Origin of the sequence: Dactylosporangium sp. CA-152071 (assembly GCF_050936335.1) — a bacterium.
GTDB classification, from domain to species: Bacteria; Actinomycetota; Actinomycetes; order Mycobacteriales; family Micromonosporaceae; genus Dactylosporangium; species Dactylosporangium maewongense.
Map to the genome: position 1 here is coordinate 4348520 of NZ_JBNJMZ010000001.1, position 21956 is coordinate 4370475.

Annotated in this window: 20 protein-coding genes; 15 read left to right on the forward strand and 5 right to left on the reverse strand. The window is 69.9% G+C overall.

All coding sequences use genetic code 11. The features are described from left to right. Positions 1-84 precede the first annotated feature (84 nt). Entirely contained in the window at positions 85-1371 is a 1287-nt protein-coding gene (locus tag ACQEVZ_RS19385; protein WP_433368355.1) for a hypothetical protein, read from the forward strand. A gap of 50 nt (positions 1372-1421) precedes the next feature. Here ACQEVZ_RS19385 and ACQEVZ_RS19390 read toward each other — a convergent pair whose 3' ends face one another. Genes ACQEVZ_RS19390 through ACQEVZ_RS19400 form a run of 3 tightly spaced genes read right to left on the reverse strand, consistent with a single transcriptional unit; the run spans position 1422 to position 4081 of the window. Next, complete coding sequence (locus ACQEVZ_RS19390) at positions 1422-2078, reverse strand: PIG-L deacetylase family protein (protein ID WP_433368358.1); 657 nt, start codon at positions 2076-2078, stop codon at positions 1422-1424. Continuing rightward, positions 2048-2842, reverse strand: coding sequence for a glucose-1-phosphate cytidylyltransferase (locus ACQEVZ_RS19395; RefSeq protein ID WP_344510227.1), 795 nt, complete (start codon positions 2840-2842; stop codon positions 2048-2050). The genes ACQEVZ_RS19390 and ACQEVZ_RS19395 overlap by 31 nt, the downstream gene beginning before the upstream one ends. Before the next feature lie 6 nt (positions 2843-2848). Beyond that, positions 2849-4081 carry a class I SAM-dependent methyltransferase gene (locus tag ACQEVZ_RS19400; RefSeq protein ID WP_344510229.1) on the reverse strand — a complete coding sequence of 411 codons (1233 nt, stop codon included), beginning with the start codon at positions 4079-4081 and terminating at the stop codon, positions 2849-2851. A 216-nt stretch (positions 4082-4297) separates the two neighbouring features. Between ACQEVZ_RS19400 and ACQEVZ_RS19405 the strand changes: the two genes are divergently transcribed. The 14 genes from ACQEVZ_RS19405 to ACQEVZ_RS19470 all read left to right on the forward strand — a co-directional run bounded on the left by ACQEVZ_RS19405 (position 4298) and on the right by ACQEVZ_RS19470 (position 20948). Continuing rightward, positions 4298-5326, forward strand: coding sequence for an NAD-dependent epimerase/dehydratase family protein (locus ACQEVZ_RS19405; protein ID WP_344510231.1), 1029 nt, complete (start codon positions 4298-4300; stop codon positions 5324-5326). An 82-nt stretch (positions 5327-5408) separates the two neighbouring features. Beyond that, a complete protein-coding gene (locus ACQEVZ_RS19410) occupies positions 5409-6593 on the forward strand; it encodes a class I SAM-dependent methyltransferase (RefSeq protein WP_344510233.1) in 1185 nt (394 codons plus the stop codon). Then, positions 6594-7556 (forward strand): glycosyltransferase family 2 protein, encoded by a 963-nt coding sequence (locus ACQEVZ_RS19415; protein WP_433368364.1) that lies wholly within the window; start codon positions 6594-6596, stop codon positions 7554-7556. An 8-nt stretch (positions 7557-7564) separates the two neighbouring features. Further along, positions 7565-9175 (forward strand): lipopolysaccharide biosynthesis protein, encoded by a 1611-nt coding sequence (locus ACQEVZ_RS19420; RefSeq protein WP_433368367.1) that lies wholly within the window; start codon positions 7565-7567, stop codon positions 9173-9175. A gap of 10 nt (positions 9176-9185) precedes the next feature. Next, positions 9186-10496 carry a glutamate-1-semialdehyde 2,1-aminomutase gene (locus ACQEVZ_RS19425; protein ID WP_344510240.1) on the forward strand — a complete coding sequence of 437 codons (1311 nt, stop codon included), beginning with the start codon at positions 9186-9188 and terminating at the stop codon, positions 10494-10496. A 10-nt stretch (positions 10497-10506) separates the two neighbouring features. Then, positions 10507-11763: a hypothetical protein gene (locus tag ACQEVZ_RS19430; RefSeq protein ID WP_433368370.1), complete on the forward strand. Its 1257-nt coding sequence runs from the start codon at positions 10507-10509 to the stop codon at positions 11761-11763. Between the two features lie 419 nt (positions 11764-12182). Further along, entirely contained in the window at positions 12183-13190 is a 1008-nt protein-coding gene (locus ACQEVZ_RS19435; protein ID WP_363394312.1) for a Gfo/Idh/MocA family protein, read from the forward strand. A gap of 22 nt (positions 13191-13212) precedes the next feature. Beyond that, entirely contained in the window at positions 13213-14346 is a 1134-nt protein-coding gene (locus ACQEVZ_RS19440) for a DegT/DnrJ/EryC1/StrS family aminotransferase (RefSeq protein ID WP_433368374.1), read from the forward strand. Between the two features lie 57 nt (positions 14347-14403). Next, on the forward strand, positions 14404-15270 hold the full coding sequence (locus tag ACQEVZ_RS19445; RefSeq protein ID WP_344510248.1) for a sugar transferase: 867 nt from the start codon (positions 14404-14406) through the stop codon (positions 15268-15270). Between the two features lie 52 nt (positions 15271-15322). After that, on the forward strand, positions 15323-16594 hold the full coding sequence (locus ACQEVZ_RS19450; RefSeq protein ID WP_433368378.1) for a glycosyltransferase family 4 protein: 1272 nt from the start codon (positions 15323-15325) through the stop codon (positions 16592-16594). A gap of 54 nt (positions 16595-16648) precedes the next feature. After that, positions 16649-17644 carry a hypothetical protein gene (locus tag ACQEVZ_RS19455; protein ID WP_433368381.1) on the forward strand — a complete coding sequence of 332 codons (996 nt, stop codon included), beginning with the start codon at positions 16649-16651 and terminating at the stop codon, positions 17642-17644. Next, positions 17641-19125 (forward strand): O-antigen ligase family protein, encoded by a 1485-nt coding sequence (locus ACQEVZ_RS19460; RefSeq protein WP_344510254.1) that lies wholly within the window; start codon positions 17641-17643, stop codon positions 19123-19125. The genes ACQEVZ_RS19455 and ACQEVZ_RS19460 overlap by 4 nt, the downstream gene beginning before the upstream one ends. A 15-nt stretch (positions 19126-19140) precedes the next feature. Next, positions 19141-19962, forward strand: a complete 822-nt coding sequence (locus ACQEVZ_RS19465) for a glycosyltransferase (RefSeq protein ID WP_433368385.1) — start codon at positions 19141-19143, stop codon at positions 19960-19962. Continuing rightward, on the forward strand, positions 19959-20948 hold the full coding sequence (locus ACQEVZ_RS19470; protein WP_433368388.1) for a glycosyltransferase family 2 protein: 990 nt from the start codon (positions 19959-19961) through the stop codon (positions 20946-20948). Before ACQEVZ_RS19465 ends, ACQEVZ_RS19470 begins: the two co-directional genes overlap by 4 nt. On the opposite strand, the gene ACQEVZ_RS19475 is transcribed toward ACQEVZ_RS19470, so the two are convergent. Then, entirely contained in the window at positions 20939-21271 is a 333-nt protein-coding gene (locus tag ACQEVZ_RS19475) for a hypothetical protein (RefSeq protein ID WP_344510260.1), read from the reverse strand. The two genes, ACQEVZ_RS19470 and ACQEVZ_RS19475, sit on opposite strands and share 10 nt — an antisense overlap. Then, positions 21265-21651, reverse strand: coding sequence for a hypothetical protein (locus ACQEVZ_RS19480; RefSeq protein ID WP_433368391.1), 387 nt, complete (start codon positions 21649-21651; stop codon positions 21265-21267). The genes ACQEVZ_RS19475 and ACQEVZ_RS19480 overlap by 7 nt, the downstream gene beginning before the upstream one ends. Positions 21652-21956 lie beyond the last annotated feature (305 nt).

The following is a 21956-nucleotide window of genomic DNA, read 5'->3' on the forward strand; positions in this document are numbered from 1 at the left end:
AGTCACTCAGGGGGAAAGAGCGTGAGCAGTACGGAGCAGGTCGAGCGCCCCGGACGCCACTCCGTTCCACCCCAGAAGCCACGCGTGTCCGCGCGCACCGTGGCGATCGGCGTCGCCATCGTCGTGGTGGTCGCCGCGGGTGGGATCGCGGCCGCGGCGTACACGAGCGGCGGCTCCGAGAGCCAGTCGAGCAGCACCGACGAGAAGGCCACCGTCATCAGCACCGACGGCGCCGTCGTCGACGGCAAGCAGCTCACCACGGCGCTGCACATCAAGGCCAACAACGTCAAAGTGGTCAACACGACCGTGCGGCACCGGGGCACGGCGGCGATCCGGATCTTCCCGGGCGTGCACGGCACCGTCGTGGAGAACACCGAGGTGTTCTGCGACGGCAAGGACATGGTCGGCGTCGGCAACGGCGGCTACACGGCCACGAAGGTCAAGGTGCACGGCTGCGCGGTCGGCTTCCAGCACTACGCCGGCGCCCCGGCCACGGTCACCGACTCGACGGTCGACGACAAGCCGTACAAGGCCGGCTACGCCTTCACCGAGCAGGGCAAGAAGCACCCGACCACCGGCACGGGACTCGTCGCCGGGCCGGTCCCGGCCGCGAAGCCCTGGCCCGGCCCCGACAACACGGGCGTGCCGGCGGGGACGACGCTCACCCCGTACACCGGCCCGTACGCGATCACGCAGGAGAACACCGTCATCGACGGGAAGATCCTCACCGACTGCGTCGAGATCAAGGCGAAGAACGTCACGATCAAGCGGTCGAAGATCAACTGCAAGAACAAGGGCGGCATGATCATCCGGGTGTTCGACGAGCTCGTGCCCGACGCGAGCCTGCTCGTCGAGGACACCGAGATCACCGGTGACGGCGAGGGGCTCGGGGTCGGCTTCGGCCACTACACGCTGCGCCGCGTCAACATGCACAACCTCAACGAGGGCCCCCGGGTCTCCGACGGCGCGGTGATCGAGGACAGCTGGATCCACGGCCTGGTCTTCACCGACGAGAAGGACCACCAGGACATCCTGCAGACGACCGGCGGCACCGGCATGATCGTGCGGCACAACACGCTCGAGGCGTTCAACCCGGCCACCAACGACCCGTTCAACGCGGGCTTCCAGCTCGGCTCGGAGACCGCCCCGAAGCTGAGCGACCTGCTGGTGGAGAACAACCTGTTCAGCGGTGGGAACTACACGGTGAACCTGCGGCCGGACACGAAGACCGAGAAGGTCGTGTTCCGCAACAACGTGTTCGTGCAGAACAGCCGCTACGGCGCCGCCTCCAACGAGGACCTCCCAGGCGTCACCTGGGAGGCCACCAACGTCTTCCTCGACGGAGGCAAGCCCGTCACGCACGGGCCGTAGCGCAGGCCCGACTCGCACGGGCCCAAGAGCAGGCCCGTCACGCACGGACCCTAGAAGGTCACGACCGCCTTCGTGACGGTGTACGCCTCGGCGTAGTGCGACCGGCACTCCATCCCACGGAGGCGGGCGAGGCCGAGGAACACCTCGTCGTCCCACCAGTCGCGGGCCTTCTGCGACGGGAAGTGCTCGTGCAGCAGCGCGACCTTGCGCCGGCCCTGCTCGACGGTGAGCGGCACGTACACGTTGCGCCGGGACAGATCGCCGTCCCACTTCGGGATCTCGTAGTGCATGACGAGCGAGTTCCGGAAGGCGGTCGAGGCGAGCGAGCCGAGCAGCCGGTGGTCCTGGTGCGCGTCGTCGGTCGACGGCGCCAGGACCAGGTCCGGGGTGCCGAGCCGGGCCGCGGCCTCGACGATCTCCTTCGTCGCGTCCCAGTGCGCCGGGAGCCGGCCGTCGGGCAGATCACCCAGCGAGAACCGCACCGTGCCCTGGGACAGGAACGCCGTCGCGGCCGCCCGGGCCTCCGACTGCCGGGCGGGCACACCCGTCGCGAGGACGTAGTGGACCGAAACCCCGGCGGGCAGGGAGAGCAGCAGCCCGCCGGCGGCGATCTCGATGTCGTCCGGGTGTGCACCCAGGGCGACCACGGACCGCACGCCGGCGAGGGAGAAGCCGATCATGCGGACGGGCGGCGGGACGCGTCCCACAGCATCCACGGGCAGTTGCCGTGGTTGTAGGCCTCTTCCATCTCCGCCCGGTCCTTGAACGTGTCGACCGCGCGCCAGAACCCGTCGTACTGCTGAGCCAGCAGCTTCCGGTCCGGGATGAGCCGGTCGAAGGCGTGCGGCACCATGTCCTCGCCGTCGCGCAGGACGTCGAAGATCTCCGGCCGCATGATGAAGTAGCCGCCGTTCTCCCAGGTCATCAGGTCGCGGAAGTCCCGGACCCGCGACACCGACCCGTCGTCTGACATCTCCAGGATGTGGTGCGTGGAGACCGGCGGCACAGCGAGCATGCTGACCGCCGCCGTGGACGCCCGGAAACGCTCCACCATCTCCGGCAGCGGCGCGTCGGTCAGCGTGTCGGCGTAGTTGGCCAGGAACATCGGCTCGTCCTCGACGTACTTGCGCACGCGCATGAGCCGCTCGCCGATCGTGGCCTTGAGGCCCGTGTCGATGAACGTGATGTTCCAGTCGGTGATGTCGGTCGAGAAGAGCTGCACGTCACCGTTGCCGCCGACGAGGGTGAAGTCGTTGGACAGCGTCTCGTCGTAGTGCAGGAAGTAGTCCTTGACCACGGCGGCGCCGTAGCCGAGGGCGAGCACGAAGTCGGTGTGCCCGAAGTGGGCGTAGTAGCGCATGACGTGCCACAGCAGCGGCCGGTCGCCGATCATCGCCATCGGCTTCGGGACGTTGCTCGTGCCCTCGCGCATCCGCATGCCGAGACCACCGCAGAACAGGACGACCTTCACGACAAACTACTCCTCGACGTCGAGAGCCGGGATCGGGTAGACCAGCTTGCCGCCCCAGTCGCGCACGTACGACAGCTGCGCGCTGATCTCGGTGCGCAGGTTCCACGGCAGGACCAGGACGTAGTCGGGCCGGTCCGCGGCGATGCGCTCCGGCGCGTGGATCGGGATGTGCGTGCCCGGCAGGAACATGCCCTGCTTGTGCGGCGACCGGTCGACCGTGTACTCGAGCAGGTCCTCGCGGATGCCGCAGTGGTTGAGCAGCGTGTTGCCCTTGCCCGGGGCGCCGTAGCCGACGACCCGCTTGCCCTCGGCGCGCGCCTTCATGAGGAAGTCGAGCAGGTCGCGCTTGATGGTGAAGACCTCGCCGGCGAAGCCCTTGTGCCCCTCGAAGGTGTGCAGACCGGCCGCGGCCTCGGCGTCGAGGACGGCCTTGACGGCCACCGAAGGTTCACCCGCTGTTTCACTTCGCTGTGCGTGCACGCGCAGCGACCCGCCGTGGGTCGACAGCTCCTCCACGTCGACGACGGTGAGGCCGCCCTTGGCGAGCGCCCGCGACGCGGTGAGCAGGGACAGGTACTGGTAGTGCTCGTGGTAGATCGTGTCGAACTGCCGGCGCTCGATCAGGCGCAGCAGGTGCGGGAACTCCAGCGTGACCAATCCGTCCGATTTGACCAAATTGGCGAGTCCCTGACTGAATCCAATAATGTCCGGAATATGTGCATAGACGTTATTTGCGGCAACCAGATCCGCACGGCCGTACTGCGCCGCGACCGATTCGCCGGTTTCCGGCCCGAGAAAGCACACCTCTGTCCGGATCCCCTTTTCGCGGGCGACCGCGGCGACATTTCCGGCTGGCTCAACGCCGATCACGGGAATACCCGCGGCCACAAAGTGCTGCAGAAGGTACCCGTCATTACTGGCCACTTCGGCGACCAGGCTGTCGGCCGTTAGGTTGAGCTTCTCGATCATAGCGACGGAGTACTGCCGCGCATGCTCCACCCAGGATGATGAATAGGAGGAGAAGTAGAGGTAGTCGGAGAAGATCTCCTCACCCGCCACGTAGGCCGGGAGCTGCACCAACAGGCACTCAGAGCAGGTGCGCACGTGCAGCGGGTAGAACGTCTCCGGTGCGTCGACCTTCTCTGCGGGCACGTAGCTCTCACACAGTGGCGACATGCCGAGGTCGACGAAGGTCTCGGTGAGCTCGGCACCACAGAGCCGGCACGAGACAACGGGCATGCGTCCCCCCAAAATAATCGTTGGCGCTAGGCTCCCACCTATACGGCTGGAGCATGATGTGGACGCGTCAGCCTAAGGCAGAATCCAAGCCAAGAAGCTAGCGGTCGCGGAACACTGCTGTTCAACGTCAGAGTAAGAAGTCCGACACACCACCGAGGGCACTTTCGGTCCCTCTTAGACTCGCCTTCCACCCGCCGAGCGTTCGGGAGCTTTGCCATGCGCGTACTCGTCACCGGTCACGACGGATACATCGGCAGTGTGCTGGTGCCGATACTCCGGCAGGCCGGGCACGAGGTCGTCGGTCTCGACACCGGGCTGTTCGCGGACTGCGTCCTCGGGCCGGCGCCGGAGGAGGTCAAGACGCTGCGCGTCGACCTCCGCGACGTCGAGCCGTCGCACGTCACCGGGTTCGACGCGGTCATGCACCTGGCCGCGCTGTGCAACGACCCGCTGGGCAACCTCAACCCCGACCTGACGTATGACGTCAACCACCGCTCGACGATCCGCCTGGCGAAGGCCGCCAAGGCCGCCGGGGTCCAGCGGTTCCTGTTCTCGTCGTCCTGCTCGCTGTACGGCAAGGGCGCCGACGACACCCCGCTGGACGAGACGGCCGGCTTCCAGCCCGTGACGCCCTACGGCGAGTCGAAGATCCTCTCGGAGCAGGGCCTGCTGGAGCTCGCCGACGACGACTTCTCGCCGGTGTTCCTGCGCAACTCCACGGCCTACGGCTTCTCCCCCCGCCTGCGCGGCGACCTGGTCGTCAACGACCTCGCCGCGCACGCGCTGCTCACCGGGCAGGTCCGGCTGCTGTCGGACGGCAAGGCGTGGCGGCCGCTGGTCCACATCGAGGACATCTCCGCCGCCTTCCTGGCGCTGCTGGAGGTCGACCGCGGGCGCGTGCACGCCAAGGCGTACAACATCGGCAAGAGCAGCGAGAACTACCTGATCCGCGACGTGGCCAACCTCGTCGCCGAGGTGGTGCCGGGCAGCGAGGTGACGTTCGCCGAGGGCGCCGGCACCGACCTGCGCAACTACCGGGTCACCTGCGACCTGATCGCCGCCGAGGTCCCCGAGTTCCAGCCGAGGTGGACGGTCAAGCTGGGCGTCGAGCAGCTGATCGAGCAGTACCAGCGGCACGGCCTGACGATCGAGCAGTTCGGCAGCCAGACCCACCAGCGCATCAAGCGGATCAAGGCGCTGATGGAGGCCGGCAAGCTCGACAACGACCTGCGGTGGACGGCATGACCGGCCAGCGCAGCGACTCGGGCCGGTCATCATCGGCGCAGGTTCAGTCAGGACGACGCCGGAGCGCAGCGGAGGTGGTGGCATGACGAGCGACCGGATCTGTGACGCCTGCGGCGAGGAGCGGCTGGTCCCGTTCGCCGACCTCGGTGACATCCCGGTTCTGTGCGGGGTGCACTGGGAGGCGCACGGCGACGCGGTCGCGTCCCCCGTCGGCCGGATGGAGCTGGCGCACTGCCCGCGCTGCGCCTACGTGCGCAACGTCGCGTTCGAGCAGGACAAGCTCGTCTACGACACGACGATGGACACCAACCTGCACTTCTCCCCCGCGTTCCAGCGGTTCTCCGCGGACCTGGTGCAGAGCCTCAGCGAGCGGTACGACCTCAGCGGCAAGCTCGTGCTCGACGTCGGCTGCGGCCAGGGCGAGTTCCTCAAGGAGCTCACCCACGTCAGCGGCGCCAGCGGCGTGGGCTACGACGCGATGTACGCGGGCGAGGTCGGCACCAACGGCCTGACCACGTTCCACAGCGGGCTCGCCCCGCGCGGGTCCGGCCTGCCGAAGTACGACTTCTTCACCTCGCGGCACTGGTTCGAGCACCTCGACGACCCGTTCGAGTTCCTGGTCGACCTGCGGGAGCAGGCGAAGGGCCGCGAGGTCTTCGGCTACGTCGAGGTCCCCGACGCGGTGTACGACCTCGCCACCGCCGGCTGGGAGGTCATCTACCCGCACGTGTCGTACTTCGACGCCTACTCCCTGGCGAGCATCTTCGGCCGGGCCGGCTGGACGGTCGAGTCGACGGGCACGCTGTTCTCGGGCATGTTCCGCTACATCGAGGTGTCGGCCAACCGCCCCCGCGCCGGCGGTCACGTCGCGCACACCGGCGAGCTGCCGTCGATGCGGGCCCGCGACAAGCAGCTCGCGGCGATCGCCGGCTTCGCCGAGCGGCACCACGCCGAGCGGGAGCGCTGGCGGAGCACGATCGCGAAGCTCAACGCCGACGGCGCGCGGCCGGTGCTGTGGGGCGCGGGCTCCCGCGGCGTGCAGTTCCTGACCCTCGCCGACCGCGAGCTGGGCCTGCACGGCGTCGTGGACCTCAACCCGCGCAAGTGGGGCCGCTTCCTGCCGGTCACCGGGCACCGGGTCGACCCGCCGTCGACCCTCACGACCCTGCAGCCGAAGGCTGTCGTGATCACCAACCCGGCGTACAAGGACGAGATCGCCAAGTCCCTCGCCGACCTCGGCGTCACCGCAGAGATCCTGGTGGCCTAGATGCCCAGAGTTTCGATCGGGATGACGACGTACAACGTCGAGAAGTACCTGCCGCTGGCGATCGAGTCGATGCTGGCGCAGGACTACCCGGACTTCGAGATCGTCGTGTGCGACAACCTGTCCACCGACAGCACCTGGGAGATCCTGGAGCGCTACGCCGCCAAGGACGAGCGGGTCCGGGTGTACCGCAACCCGGAGAACCTCGGCGAGGCCGGCAACTTCCGGCGGGTCGTGCAGCTGGCCCGCGGCGAGCTGTTCCGGCTCGCCGCGCACGACGACCTCGCCGCGCCGACGCTGATCAGCCGGTGCGTGGAGGCGCTCGACGCGCACCCCGAGGCGATCCTGGCCTTCCCGCAGACGATGCTGATCGACAGCGACGGCAACGAGATCGGCCCGTGGGACGACGCCATGGACACCCAGACCCTGCGCTCGCGGGGGCGGGTCAGCTGGTACGCGCGGAAGTGGAACCTCTGCAACGAGGTCTTCGGCGTGGTCCGCACCGACGTGCTGCGCAAGACGCGGCTGCTCGGGCCGTTCCTGTCCAGCGACGTGCGGATGCTGCACGAGCTGGCGCTGCGCGGCGAGTTCATCCAGGTGCCGCAGCGGCTGTTCTACCGCAGGATGCACGCGACCAACACGTTCGGCGCGCAGCGCGACACCGACGAGGTGCTCGAGTGGCTGGAGCCGGGCGCGGCGAAGGGCAAGAACCGCAAGCGCAAGCCAGCCTCGGACCAGAGCCACCACACCAGGATGACCTGGGAGATCACGAAGGCGCTCATGAGCAACGAGCTGCCGGTGACGGAGCGGGCGGTCGCCACCGGGGCGTTCCTGACCTCGTGGGGCACCCGCCGCGGCCGGGCCAAGCTGGGCCGGATCCGCCGCTCGATCACCCGCACGCCGATCGCGCCGCCGGTCTGGGAGCAGCCCAATCAGCAGTCGTCTGACCAGCAGTCGCAGGCCTAGGAGTCCGCATGAGTCAGAGCGTCGACAGCAGCGTCGACCCGCTCGACCGCACCGTCGATCTTGACCGTACCGCCGAGATCAGCGCTCTGACACCACCGGCGACAACGACGACGCTGGACGCACAGGAGGAGGAGGCGCCGCGCAAGCGCCTCAAGTCCGCGATCTTCTGGTCGTACGCGCTGACCGCCGGCCGCCTGGGCACCACGACCGTCGTCACGTTCGTGCTGGCGGGCATGCTGGGACCGCACGCGTTCGGCGTCGTGGGCACCGCGCTGCTGTTCGTGATGATCACGCAGATGCTGCTCCAGCAGACGCTTCTCACCACGATCATCCAGCGCGAGAAGCTCGAAGGCGACCACCTGGACGCCGGGTTCTGGCTCGTCATCATCGGCAGCCTGGTGCTGACCGCGGTGGCCGCCGCCGCGGCACCGCTGTGGGCGGCGTTCAACAACCAGCCCGAGGTCACCATGATCTGCGTGGCGCTGACCCCCATGATCCTGCTGCAGGGGCTGACCGTGGTCCCCGAGGCGATCATGCGGCGGAAGATGACGTTCCGGCCGCTGGCCATCCGGACGCTGATCGCGAACGTCATCGGCGGCGTGGTCGGCATCGCCATGGCGCTCGCCGGCTACCAGGCCTGGGCGCTGGTGGGGCAGCAGCTGGTGGTGGGCGGCGTCGGCGCCGTCGTGCTGTGGACCGTCACCGACTGGCGCCCCCGCTGGCGGCTGCCCCGGCAGGCGATCAAGGACCTGTGGGGGTTCTCCGCCCAGTCCGCGCTCGGCGGCATCGGCGTCTTCCTGGCCATCCGCATCGACCTGCTGGTCCTGGCCAAGTTCTTCGGCCCGGTGGCGGTCGGTCTGTACCGCATCGCGCAGCGCCTGCCCGACATGCTGACCGAGGTGACCAGCCGGTCGCTGCAGCAGGTGTCGCTGCCGGAGCTGGCCCGCCTGCAGCGCAAGCCGGCCGAGCTCGGTGACCGGCTCGCCAAGATGCTGCACGTGTCCGCGGTCGCCGGACTGCCCGCGCTGGGCATCCTCGCGGCCGTCGCGAAGCCGCTCGTCGCTCTGCTCGGTCCCGAGTGGTCGCCGGCCGGCACCGGCATGCAGCTGCTGTGCATCGTCGGCATCGTCAACGTGTACGGGGTGCTGCTCGGCCCCGCCCTGCAGGCCGTCGGCCGGCCGGGCATCAACACGGCGCTGTCCTGGTTCCAGCTCGCGGTCGGGGTCGGCACCTTCTACCTCATCGGGCAGTGGCTCAACGGCTCCACCGACGACCGCGCGCAGGTCGCCGCGATCGCGCTGGGCATGTCGGCGGTCGAGCTGTCGATCACGATCCTGATGATGTACATCACTTTCGTGCGGGTGTTGAAGGTCAGCACCTGGCAGATCCTCGGCCCGACGGTGCCGGCGTTCATCGCGGGCTCGGCGGGCTTCCTCGTGCCGTTCCTCGTCGACCGGTTCGGCCTGGTCAGCGGGCCATGGGTGCTGAAGCTCCTGGTCTACGGCGTGCTCGCCACCGGCATCGCCGGCGGCCTGCTGCTCGCGCTGGACACCCGTACCCGCGGGATGGTCATGCGCAAGGTTCAACCATTGCTCGGAAAGAAGCTCGGAAAGAAGTAGGAGCGGGTCTTTGCTGTTCGACGAGTCCAACCGCCTGCGGCCCCTGGCCCACGCGGTGATCCCCGGTGGCGCGCACACGTATGCGAAGGGGGACGACCAGTTCCCCGAGGAGGCGCCGGGCTTCATCGTCCGGGGCAGCGGCTGTCACGTCTGGGACGCCGACGGCAACGAGTTCGTCGAGTACGGCATGGGCCTGCGCTCGGTCACGCTCGGCCACGGATACGCGCCGGTGGTCGAGGCCGCGGCCCGGCAGATGGCGGACGGGCTCAACTTCAGCCGCCCGGCGACGATCGAGCTGACCGCCGCGGAGCGGCTGCGCGGCGCGCTCGGCGTGCCCGACCGGATGGTGAAGTTCGCGAAGAACGGCTCCGACGTGACGAGCGCCGCGGTGAAGCTCGCCCGCGCGTTCACCGGCCGGGACCTCGTCGCGATCTGCGCCGACCACCCGTTCTTCTCCACCGACGACTGGTTCATCGGCACGACCGGCATGCCGGGCGGCATCCCCGGCGCGGTCCGTGACCTGACCGTCCGGTACCGCTACAACGACCTGGCCGGCGTCGAGGCGCTGATCGCCGAGCACCCCGGGAAGATCTCCTGCCTGGTGCAGGAGGTCGAGACGACCGAGCCGCCCGCGCCGGGCTTCCTCGAGGGCCTGCGGGCGCTGTGTGACCGGCACGGCATCGTGCTGATCTTCGACGAGATCATCACCGGGTTCCGCTGGCACGTGCGCGGCGCGTCGCACGTGCACGGCGTGCGGGCCGACCTGACCAGCTACGGCAAGGCACTCGGCAACGGCTTCGCGGTGGCCGCGCTCGTCGGCCGGCCCGACATCATGGAACTCGGCGGGCTGCGCACCGACCGGGAGCGGGTGTTCCTGCTGTCCACCACCTACGGTGCCGACACGCACACCCTCGCCGCGACGATGGCCGTCCTCGACGTGTACGAGCGCGAACCGGTCATCGAGCACCTGCACCGCCAGGGCCGGCGGCTGGCGGAGGGCGTGACGGCGGCCGCGGCGGCGCACGGCGTCCAGGACTTCGTGGGCGTGGCCGGCCGCGACAGCAACCTCATCTACATGACCAAGGACAGCGACGGCGAGCGCTCGCAGGCGTTCCGGACGCTGTTCCTGCAGGAGCTGGTCCGCCGCGGCGTGATCGCCCCGTCGTTCGTCGTCAGCTACTCCCACACCGACGCGGACATCGACCGCACGATCGAGGCGGTCGACGGCGCCCTCGCGGTCTACGCGAAGGCCTTGAGCGACGGCGTCGACGCCTACCTGGTCGGTCGCGCCGTGAAGCCCGTCTTCCGCCCTTACGTCTAGGGGAGCCACCGTGGTCGCAGTCCTCGAGCGGGAACAGGTCCGGCGCGGCACCCGTACACCGGTGAAGGCCGCCCTGGTCGTCGGCGCCCTCGTGGCCGGGACGGCGGCCTCGATCCTGCGGCAGCCCGGGCCCGGGGCGCTGGACACGATCTGGGCCGAGGACGGCGAGATCTTCCTGACCCAGGCGGCGCGTGACGGCGCCGGGGCGTTCACCACGTCCTACGCCGGCTACTACCACCTCGTCGCCCGGCTCGTCGCCGGCGTCGCGGCGCTGCTGCCGGCGTCCCAGGCCGCCGCGGCGCTCGCGATCGGCGCGGCGCTGGTCACGACGGTCTTCGCGATCGCCGCGTATGCCCTGAGCGGGGAGTACCTGTCCTCGACCGTGGCCCGGCTGGTGGTGTCGGTGCCGGTCGCGGTGCTGCCGATGGCGCAGGGCGACGTGCTGAACTCCCCGGCGAACCTGCACTGGACCGGTCTCTACGTCCTGTTCTGGTTCCTGCTGTGCCGGCCCGCCTCGGTCGCGGGGAAGGTGCTGGCGTGCGCGGGCATCGTGCTCGTCGTCGGCAGCGACATCCTGACCGGCGTCTACCTGCCGCTCGTCGCGTTCGTGCTGTGGTTCCACCGGGACCGGTACGCGGTGGCGAAGGTCGTGGCGTTCGTGGTGCCCTTCGCCGTGCAGGTGCTCGGCCTGCTCACCGGGGCGAGCGAGCGGGAGGGCCTGGCGCCGGACCCGGTCCGGGCGGCGACCGGCTTCGTGCTCCGCGCGGTGCCGACGGCGCTGTTCGGCGAGCGGTGGGTCGGCCAGACGGTCAACGCCCGCAGCCTGATCTTCGCCGCGCTCGCGTGGCTGATCCTCGGCGCCGTGCTGGTCCTGGGGCTGCGCAAGGTCGTCCGTCCACGGTGGACGCTGGTGATCGCGGCGGGCGTGCACAGCGCGCTGGTCTACCTCGCGCCGGTCGCGCTCAGCGGCATCGCCACCCCGCGGTACAACGTGGCGCCGGCCCTGCTGGTGCTCGTCACGCTCGTCGCCCTGCTCAACGACGTGACCGGGGTCCGGATCCTCGCGGCGCTGGTGCTGGTGGTCTGCGCGGTCAACTTCCGGGTGGACAACGCCCGGGCGGACGGGCCGGCCTGGCACACGGGGTTGCGGGGCGCGGAGACGGCCTGCGCCGCCGATCCGGCGGCCACGGTGAGTATTGAGGTGACTCCGCTGGCGGCACCTGGGTGGCATGTCGCACTGCCGTGTGACTATGTCGACAAAAAATAACCCTCTGGCATTGGGGCCATCGTCGGACAAGCAATTATCAGGCGAACTATGATCCACTCCAGAGTTAAAGCATGAATTTCCTCGACCGTTCGGGCAGGGTTGCCTGGCGGAACGACGGAGCCCTCTACACCCCGGAACGAGATTCACCTTCTGCGGCCCACATGTACGCTGAGCTGCGAAACAGAAGATCAATCTTGTCCGTTTAGCCGCATTCGTACAGAATGCGCAAATTAGGTTTTTTGTTCAATTTGACAAGTCAAGCGGCATTTCATGTTTCGTTAAAAGCGGCATGTAAAGAATGCGACACGGCGAGTTTGCCAGTGCCCACTTGCCCCGCTGACGCGTTATCCGCCAGTGTCGCTAGGCGACTGCCCGTGGGGGGCGCCGCGACCTATTTTTCTTGGGGAGCAGGGTCGGTCATGAAGGTTGGCGTCATCGGCTGTGGTTACTGGGGGGCGAAGCACGTGCGCGTGCTGTCATCACTCCCCGAGGTGTCACTGGTCGTCGCGATCGACGCACAGACGGAGCGGATCGATCCACTGCGCCGGATGTACCCGAGCGCGCTGTGCGTCACCAGCCTGGACGAGGTGATCGACCTCATCGACGCCGCGATCATCGCCACGCCGCCGCGCTCGCACGCGCCGCTGGCGAAGCGGCTGCTCGCCGCCGGCAAGCACGTCATGGTCGAGAAGCCGATGACCGCCTCGACCGCGGAGGCCCGCGAGCTCGTCGCGATGGCCGACGAGGCCGGCCTCACCCTCGCCACCGGGCACACGTTCGAGCACAACGCGGTGGTCAAGCACCTGCGCGACATGGTCGCCGCCGAGGAGCTCGGCAAGATCTACTACATCGACACCGCGCGGCTGAACCTCGGGCTCTACCAGCCCGACGTCAACGTCGTCTGGGACCTCGCGCCGCACGACATCTCGATCATCAACATGGTGCTGGGCAGCACGCCGACCGCGGTCAGCGCGTGGGGCACCAGCCACGCCGGCACGCCCTTCGAGGACGTCGCCTACCTGCGCCTGGAGTACGGCGCGATCGGCGCGACCGCCAACATCCACGTCAGCTGGCTCGACCCGTCGAAGGTGCGACGCGTGACGGTCGTCGGCAGCCAGCGCATGGCGGTCTACGACGACATGCTCGACGAGGGCCGGCTGCGCATCTACGACAAGGGCGTCCAGGGCGCCCCGCTGGACGGCACCGTGCCGATGTCGTACCGCTACGGCGGCATCAGCTCGCCGCACATCCCGATGACCGAGCCGCTCGGCGAGGTCGACAAGGACTTCGTGCAGTCGGCGATCACCGGGCGGACTCCTGCCGTCGACGGCCGGCGCGGGCTCGCCGTGGTGGAGGTCCTGGAGGCCGCCGCCGAGTCGATGGCCACCGGCCGCACCGTCAACATCTCCCAGCCCGCAACCGTCTGACTCGAGAGGAACACCACGTCCCGTGCGCATCCCGTTCAATGACCTCGCGACGCCGCACGCGTCGATCGTTGAGGACGTCGTCGCGGAGGTGCGGGCGCTGGCCGGCAACTCCCGCTTCATCGGCGGGCCGGCCGTCGAGGCCTTCGAGCAGGACTTCGCGGCCTACTGCCGCACCACGCACGCCGTGGGCGTCGCCAACGGCACCGACGCGATCGAGCTGACCCTGCGGGCGCTCGGCATCGGTGGCGGCGACGAGGTCCTGGTGCCGGCCAACACGTTCATCGCGACCGCCTCGGCCGTCGCGGCGACCGGCGCCACCCCCGTCTTCGTCGACGTCGACCCGGTGAGCCTGCTCGTCACGCCCGCCACCCTGGAGGCCGGCAAGACCGAGCGGACCGCCGCGGTGATCCCGGTGCACCTGTACGGGCACATGGTGCCGCCGGCGGACGTGCTGCCGTTCGCGGCGAAGCACGGCCTGGCAGTGCTCGAGGACTCCGCGCAGGCGCACGGCGCGAACGCTCCGACGCAGCATGACGGCCTGGGTGAGAAGGTGCGGGCCGGGTCCTACGGTGTCGCCGGAACCTTTAGTTTTTACCCAGGCAAGAACCTTGGTGCCTGGGGAGACGGTGGCGCGGTCGTGACCGACGACGCCCAGCTCGCCTCGCGGATCCGGTCGCTGGCCAACCACGGCCGGTCCGAGGGCACCGACCACTACGAACACCGCTACATCGGGCGCAACAGCCGGCTCGACGCGTTGCAGGCGACAGTCCTGCGCCGCAAGCTAGCCGACCTGGACGCGGCCACCGCTCAGCGCCGTCGCGTCGCGTCGGTCTACGCGGAGGCACTCGCCGCCCACGGAATCCCGATGGTGGCACCGCTGCCCGGCGTGGACAGCGCGTGGCACCTGCTCGTCGCCCGGGTCCCGGGCCGGGAGCAGGTGCGCCGCCTGCTCGACGAGGCCGGGATCGGCACCGGGGTCCATTACCCGGTTCCGTGTCACCGCCAGCACGCCTACGCTACCGACCAGACCGTCAGCCTCCCGGCGGCCGAGCAGGCCGCCACCGAGATCGTCTCCCTTCCCTTCTTCCCCCACCTGCGGGACGAAGAGGTCGCCTATGTCGCGGACCACCTCGCCAAGGCGATCGCCGCGCTCTGATTTCCGTCAGCTCGCTCGTTCGTTGTCGCACCAACGCACAGTGAGGAGGTGTCGCCGTTGACCGCGCCACAGGCCGTCGACGCCGCACTGAACACCACGCCGCCCGTTTCCGCCCAGGAGGACGAGACCGACGACGCCACCGTCGTCATCTCGTCCCTGCCCCAGCCCACCGCCCCCGCCGAGCCGTCCGTGTCCGACGACGCCACGGTCGAGATCCCGATGCCGCAGCGCGTGCTGCGCAAGGTCGGCAGCGGCTGGGGCCTGATCCAGGGGCACCGCGAAGGCCGGTCGCTGATCCCGAAGCGGTCCCTGCGGCAGCTCGTGGAGGGGCTCGTGGCGCTGGGCATCCTGGCCGCCCTGTCGCCGATCCTGCTCGTCGTCGCGCTCGCGGTGAAGTGGACCAGCGAGGGCCCGATGCTGTTCCGGCAGGAGCGGCTCGGCCTGCACCGCAGCACGTTCAAGATCATCAAGTTTCGCACGATGAGCAACAAGAACAGCGACGCGCAGCACCGCGAGTTCGTCAAGAAGATGCTCACCTCCGACGACGACGTCGACGGTGGCGAGCAGGGCGTCTACAAGCTGGTCAACGACCCGCGGATCACGCCCATCGGCGGCTTCCTGCGGCGCACCAGCATCGACGAGCTGCCCCAGCTGTGGAACGTCGTGCGCGGCGAGATGTCGCTCGTCGGCCCGCGCCCCGTCCTGGCGTGGGAGGCGGACCTGTTCCCGCCGGAGGCGGAGCGGCGCTTCGCGGCCCGGCCCGGCATGACCGGCCTGTGGCAGGTGTCCGGCCGCAGCACCCTGGACTTCAAGGCCGCCCTCGAGCTCGACGTCGTCTACGTCGAGAAGAAGTCGGTCTGGTACGACATCACGATCCTCTGGCGGACCGTCGGAGTGGTCTTCAACCGATCGGTGGCACGGTGAGAATTCCGGAGCGTAGCGGGGCATTCGCTCGCCGCGAGGGCAGGGTGGCTCGGTGAAGGATCCGCGACTCCACGTCGTGATTGCGGTGGCGAATCTGCCGGTCGAGCGCGACCGGCGGGTCATCCGTGAGGTGAAGGCCCTCGAAGCGGCCGGATACCGGGTGACGGTGATCTGCCCCCGTGGCGTCTCCAAGATCAGCCACGTCCCCGGTACCGTCGACGCCAAGGTCCGCTCGTACAAGATGTACGAGTCGTCCGGCGGCGCGGTGTCCTTCGCGATCGAGTTCGCCTGGTCCTTCGTGTGCATCGGCTGGCATCTGATGGCCGCCGTGCTCCGCGACCGGGCCGCCGCCGCGCAGGTGTGCAACCCGCCGGACGTGTTCTTCCCCCTCGCGCTGCTCATGCGGATGCTGGGCCGCCCGTGGGTGTTCGACCACCACGACCTCTCCCCCGAGGTGTACCAGGCCCGCGGCGGCCGGCCCGGCTCGCTGCTGGACCGCATCCTGCTGCGCTTCGAGAAGTGGTCGCAGCGCGCCGCCTCGGCGGTCGTGTCCACCAACGAGTCCTACCGGGAGCTCGCGATCAGCCGCGGTGGCTGCGACCCGTCGCGGGTCGTCGTGGTCCGCAACGGCCCGTCGGCCGCCGAGGTCAAGCCGGTCGCGGCGGCACAGCTCGACGTCGACGACCACACGATCGTCTACCTCGGCGTGCTCGGCGCGCAGGACGGCGTCGACAACGCGATCCTCGCCGCCGAACGCCTGGTCGACCTGCGCGGCCGGCTCGGCTGGCGCCTCGTCGTCGCCGGCGACGGCGAGTGCCTGGAGAGCCTCAAGGCGCTGACGGTCGAGCGCAAGCTCGAGGACGTCGTGGAGTTCACCGGATGGCTCGGCGTCGAGGAGATCGACCGGCTGCTGCGCACCGCTTCCGTCGGATTGCAGCCAGATCCTCGCAGCGCGCACGCCGAGGTGTCGACAATGGCCAAGACTGTCGAATACCTCGCCCGGGGGCTGCCCGTCGTCGGCGTGGACATGCGGGAGACCCGGCGCAGCGCCGGCGACGCCGGTGTCTACGTCCCGAACGGCACCCCTGAGGAGTTCGCCGTCGCCCTGCACCGCCTGCTCGACGACCCGGTTGCACGCGCGTCGATGCGCAATGTCGCGCTCGCACGGTTCCGTAATACCTTGGCCTGGGAACACCAGGCGGCGGCGTATGTCCGGCTATGGGATGAGTTGCTGTCCACCCGCCGGGAGAGGTACAAAGCGGGATCGGCGATCGTTCGGCAAGCCGCACCAGCGGACGTCAGTCAGGCAGAACAACGACAGTGATAAGCGCAATTACATACCGCCCGCCCGGCGACCGCGCTTGTGTGAGGGGATGACGTGGACCTCTGGGATCTCGCCAAGCTGATGGGTCGCCGCTGGTACCTGATGGCGCCGATGATCATCTTGACCCTCGCCGCGACCAGCTGGGCGCTGCTGACGATCAAACCCGACTACACCTCGACCGGCCAGATCATGCTGATCCCGCCGGCCGACCGCACGCCGCTCACACCGGCCGAGCTCCAGTCGACCAACACCTGGGTCGAGGTCGGTGAGGACATCATGGCGAAGGCCCTGTCGATCTCGCTGAACACCACCGCGACCCACAAGGAGATCGCCGGCGAGGGCTTCTCGGACGCGTTCGAGGTGGCCGCCGAGGACCGCTCCAGCATCCTCACCGTGACCGCGACCGCCACGACGCCCGAGGCGGCGCAGGCGACCGTGCAGCGGCTGGAGAAGCAGATCACCCGCGAGGTCGAGGAGATGCAGGCGCGCTACAAGCCCAAGGCGGGCCGCGCGATCAGCACCCAGGTCCTCGACGCCGGCGACACCATCGAGGTCGTCTCCTCGAAGGTCAAGCGCGCCGCGGTCGTCATCGTCGGCGTCGGTCTGCTGCTCACCGCCGCGGTGACCATCGTCGGCGACAACATCCTGCGCCGCCGTGCCCGCAACCAGCGGCGCCGCCAGCAGGGTGACGACCTCGAGCCCGGCAACGACACCGACGTCATCTCCGACGGCGACCGGCAACAGCCGTCCGGCCGGGCCAACGGCGCCGGCGGCGGGGATGCCGTCGCGAAACAGGACGAGACGGCCGTGATCAACCTCGGCAGGATCAAGAGCACCGTCGCGTCCGGCAACAACGGTGGCGGCAGCGGCAACAGCGGCAACGCCGCCGGTCCGGGCCTCACCGTCGCGTACCGGCAGGCCGAGAACGCCCCCGACGACGACCGCCGCGGGGTCGAGACCGACGACGCGACGATCATCCTGCCCCTGGGCAACACGCCGTGGGCCGGCCGGGAGGGGCGCGACAAGGACGCTGAGGCGCGCGGCCGTTGACCTCCAGCACCGTCGCCGGCGAGAGCCGCACACGTCAGGCGCCACCCGATGCGGTGGCGCCCGACGACCTGCGGATCTTCAAGGGGAAACCGAAGCGGAAGCGGCCCCAGGGCTACCGGCCGTCGCCCGACCTGCTGCCGGTCCTCGTCGACGAGCGGACCTACGCGTCCCGCCGCCGGCGCAGCCACATCGACGCCGCGTCGCTGCTCGTGCTGGTCGTGGTGCTGATCCAGCTGCTCCCGTCGCGCCTCGTCGTCCCGGACCTCACCTCGGTCGGCCGGCCAGGCCTGCTGATCGGCCTCCTGCTCGCCCTCTGGTGGCTGCTGTCGAAGCTGCACCCACGCCTGGCGATGACGGGTCCGCAGCCGATGCGCTGGGCGTTCGTGGTCTACGCGCTGACCCTCCTGCTGTCCTACGCCGCCGGCCAGTTCCGCGGCATGCCCGTGCTGGAGGCCAACTCCGCCGACCGCGCCCTGCTCGGTGCGCTCGCGTTCATGGGCATCGTGTTCATGACCGCCGACGGCGTGCCGACCCGTGACCGCCTCGACGACGTGCAACGCGTCCTGGTGTACTGCACCGCCATCAACGCGCTGCTCGGCATCATGCAGTTCATCACCAAGAAGGACCTGACCCAGAGCATCGTCATCCCCGGCCTGACCCTGCAGGGCGAGCTGGTCGGCCTCGCCGACCGCGGCGGCGGCGGCCTCATCCGGGTCGCCGGCACCACCGGGCACTTCATCGAGTTCAGCGTGGTCATGGCGTTCGCGGTGCCGCTCGGCATCCACTACGCCCGCTACGCGCGGACCAAGCTCGAGCGCCGGATCTTCCTCGTCGCGACGCTGGTCATCGCGGGCTCCATCCCGCTGGCGCTGTCGCGCACCGGCATCCTCGCCGTCGGCATCGCGCTGCTGTGCATGTGGCCCGCGTGGAACTGGCGCTTCCGCTTCAACGTCCTGGTCATCAGCGTCGGCCTGCTCGCCCTGCTCTCCGTGGTCCGGCCCGGCCTGCTCGGCACGCTGCGCTCGCTGTTCAGCAACGCCGAGGACGACCCCAGCATCAAGGGCCGCACCGACGACTACGCCATCGTCTTCCAGTACGCCTCCGAGCGCCCCTGGCTGGGCCGGGGCACCGGCACGTTCATCCCCGAGCTCTACCGCTACCTGGACAACCAGTGGCTGATGACGCTCATGAACAACGGCTACCTCGGCATCGCCGGGATGGTGGTGCTGCACTTCTCCGGCGTGTTCCTCGCGATCATCGCGTTCCGCCGGGCGGAGAACGAGGTCGACCGCCACCTGTGCGCGGCGATCTCGGCGGTGCCGCTCATCGCGGCGCTCACCGGCCTGACGTTCGACTCGTTCTCGTTCAGCACCTTCGTGGTCGTGCTCGCCCTGCAGCTCGGTGCCGCCGGCGCGATGTGGCGCTTCACGCACCCGGCCCGCACCACCCGCAGCGCCGCCGTCGGCGCCCTCCAACGCTGAATTCCTGGAGTTCCGGTGATCTCTGTCGTCATCGCCGCCCACAACGAGGCGGCGGTCATCGGTCGCTGCCTGGACGGCCTCATCGCCCCCGACATCGACATCACGGTGGTCGCCAACGGCTGCAGCGACGACACCGCCGCGGTCGCCGCTTCGCGCCCGGGCGTGCGGGTCATCGACCGCCCAACGCCTGGCAAGTCGGGCGCGCTGAACGCCGGCGACGCTGTCGCGGTCGGCTTCCCCCGCGTCTACCTCGACGCTGACATCCCGCTGACCGCCGCGGACGTGCGGTCCCTCGCGGCGTTCCTGGCGGCGACGCCCGGGCTGCTCGCCGCGACCGCGCACCGGACCCTCGACACCCGCCGCCGGCCGCTGCTGGTGAAGGCGCACAGCGCGATCAACGGCCGGCTCCCCGCGTACCGCGACGCCCTCTACGGCCGCGGCGTCATCGTGCTGTCGGCCGAGGGCCGGGCCCGGTTCGACACGTTCCCCGAGGTCGTCGCCGACGACCTGTTCCTCGACGGCCTCTTCGGCCCCGGCGAGAAGGCCGAGACGCCCGCGGTCGTCGCCGTCGTCGAGACGCCCCGCCGCACTTCGGACCTTGTGAAGCGTTTGGCCAGGGTCCGAGCGGGTAACGCCGCTCTGCGCGCCGCGGGTGCCGCCCGTCCAGCGGCGCGCTCCTCGTGGTTGCGCGACGTCGTGCTCCCCAGGCCCTGGCTTCTGCCGGCCGCGGTGGGCTACGTTGCGCTGACCGTCGCCGCGTCGCGCGCCGCCCGCCGTCGCGACGTCGGATGGGGCCACGACACGTCCACCCGCGGAGCAGTCGGAGCGCAGCAGTGAGCCTTGATCCACTCGTCAGCGTCGTCCTCGTCTCGTACAACACCCGTGAGCTGACGCTCAAGAACCTCGCGGGGCTGCAGGCGGGCACCGCCGTGCCGATCGAGATCATCGTGGTCGACAACGCCTCGACCGACAACTCGGCGGCCGCGATCGGTCACGCCTACCCCGAGGTCCGCGTGCTGCACCAGCCCGTGAACCTCGGCTTCGGCAACGCCGTCAACCTCGGCGCCGCGCACGCCAAGGGCCGCTGGATCCTGCTCATCAACCCCGACACCGAGCCGGTCGGCGACGTGATCCGCACCCTCGTCGAGTACGCGGGCAGCCACCCCGAGTACCGCATCTACACCGGTCGCACGCTCCGCGCCGACCACACCGACGACGGCCACTCGGTGCACGCGCTGCCGAGCCTCTGGGGGTACGTCTGCTTCGCGACCGGCCTGTCATCACTGCGCCGGCGCTCGCAGCTGTTCAACCCCGACGAGCTGCCCGGCCTCGACCGCGTCATCGGCGGCGAGGTGCCGGCCGTGTCCGGCTGCCTGCTGCTGATCGACCGGCCGCTGTGGGAGCAGCTCGGCGGCTTCACCCCCGACTACTTCATGTACAGCGAGGACATCGACCTCTCCGCCCGCGCCCGCGACCTGGGCGCCCGCCCCGTCCTCGTCCCGGAGGCCCAGCTCCTGCACGTCGGCGGCGCCGCCTCGAGCACCGTCAACAAGCGGATCATGGTCCTGCGCGGCAAGACCACGTTCGTCCGCCTGCGCTGGTCCCCCGGGCGCGCCAAGGTTGCCCGTCTCCTCATGTCCGCCGGTGTACTGGTGCGCTCCGCCGCCGGCGCAGGCTGGCGCGACGTCTGGCGCCAGCGAGCGACGTGGCTGTCCGGCTGGCCCGCTCCGACCGCCCCCGCGGCCGTCCCCACCCAGCCGCTGCCCGCCCCGATCTCGGCCGTGCCGTCACCGGACCCCGCCGCGGCGCGACCTCACCCGTAGCGGGGCGCGCTCCTGGACCGCTGGATGTTGGGCGTCCGCCGCTCACGGGCCCGCCAGCAGCCCGTGTGCCAGTGCCGCCGGTCCGCGAGATCCCCGCGCCCGTCCGCCGGCCACGCCACGAGATGCGGCACCCCCGGCGCGATCTCCTGGTCACACCCCGGGCACCGGTACGCCTTCACCGCCGCACTCGACGGAATGTTGCGCACCTGCCACTCCCCATCACTCCACGCCTGCACCCCTTCAACGCCACGCTTGACCCGCTCCAGATCGATCGGCTCAGGCACAGCGTCGCGCCGGGCATGGTTGCGACGGGGACTCACCATTCCAGCGTACCGACGCCCACCACCCACCAATGATCACGGCCCCACCACACCCAGCCGCCACCCCGCGATCCCGGTCGCGCCACACCCGTCACGCCGTCGCCAGCCATGACCGCCGCCTTGCCGTGACTGTCGTCCCGCCGTAGCCACAGTCGCGCCGCGACCACCGCTAGCCGTGATTGTCGCCGTGCCGTGATCGCAGTTGTGCCGCAACCGTCCACCGTGCACCATCGCCACACTGCGACCACACCACCGCGATCAGCGCCGGGCAGCACCACCTTCTTGCAGTGCGGATCGCCGCGCCACAATCGCCGCCCGGCCGCAGTCACCGCCTTGTAGTGACCGCCGCGCGTGCTGCGATCACTACCCCGCCGCACGACCACCGCCCCACCACACGATCACCGCCGCGCCGCAAGCACCGCCCGGTAGCGACCGCCGCGCGTGCTGCGATCACTCCCCCGCCGCACGACCACCGCCCCACCACACGATCACCGCCGCGCCGCACGATCACCGCCGCGCCGCAAGCACCGCCCGGTAGCGACCGCCGCGCGTGCTGCGATCACTCCCCCGCCGCACGACCACCGCCCCACCACACGATCACCGCCGCGCCGCAAGCACCGCCCGGTAGTGACCGCCGCCCGCGCCGCGAGCACCGCCACACGGCGAGCACCGCCGCGCCGCGAAGGGC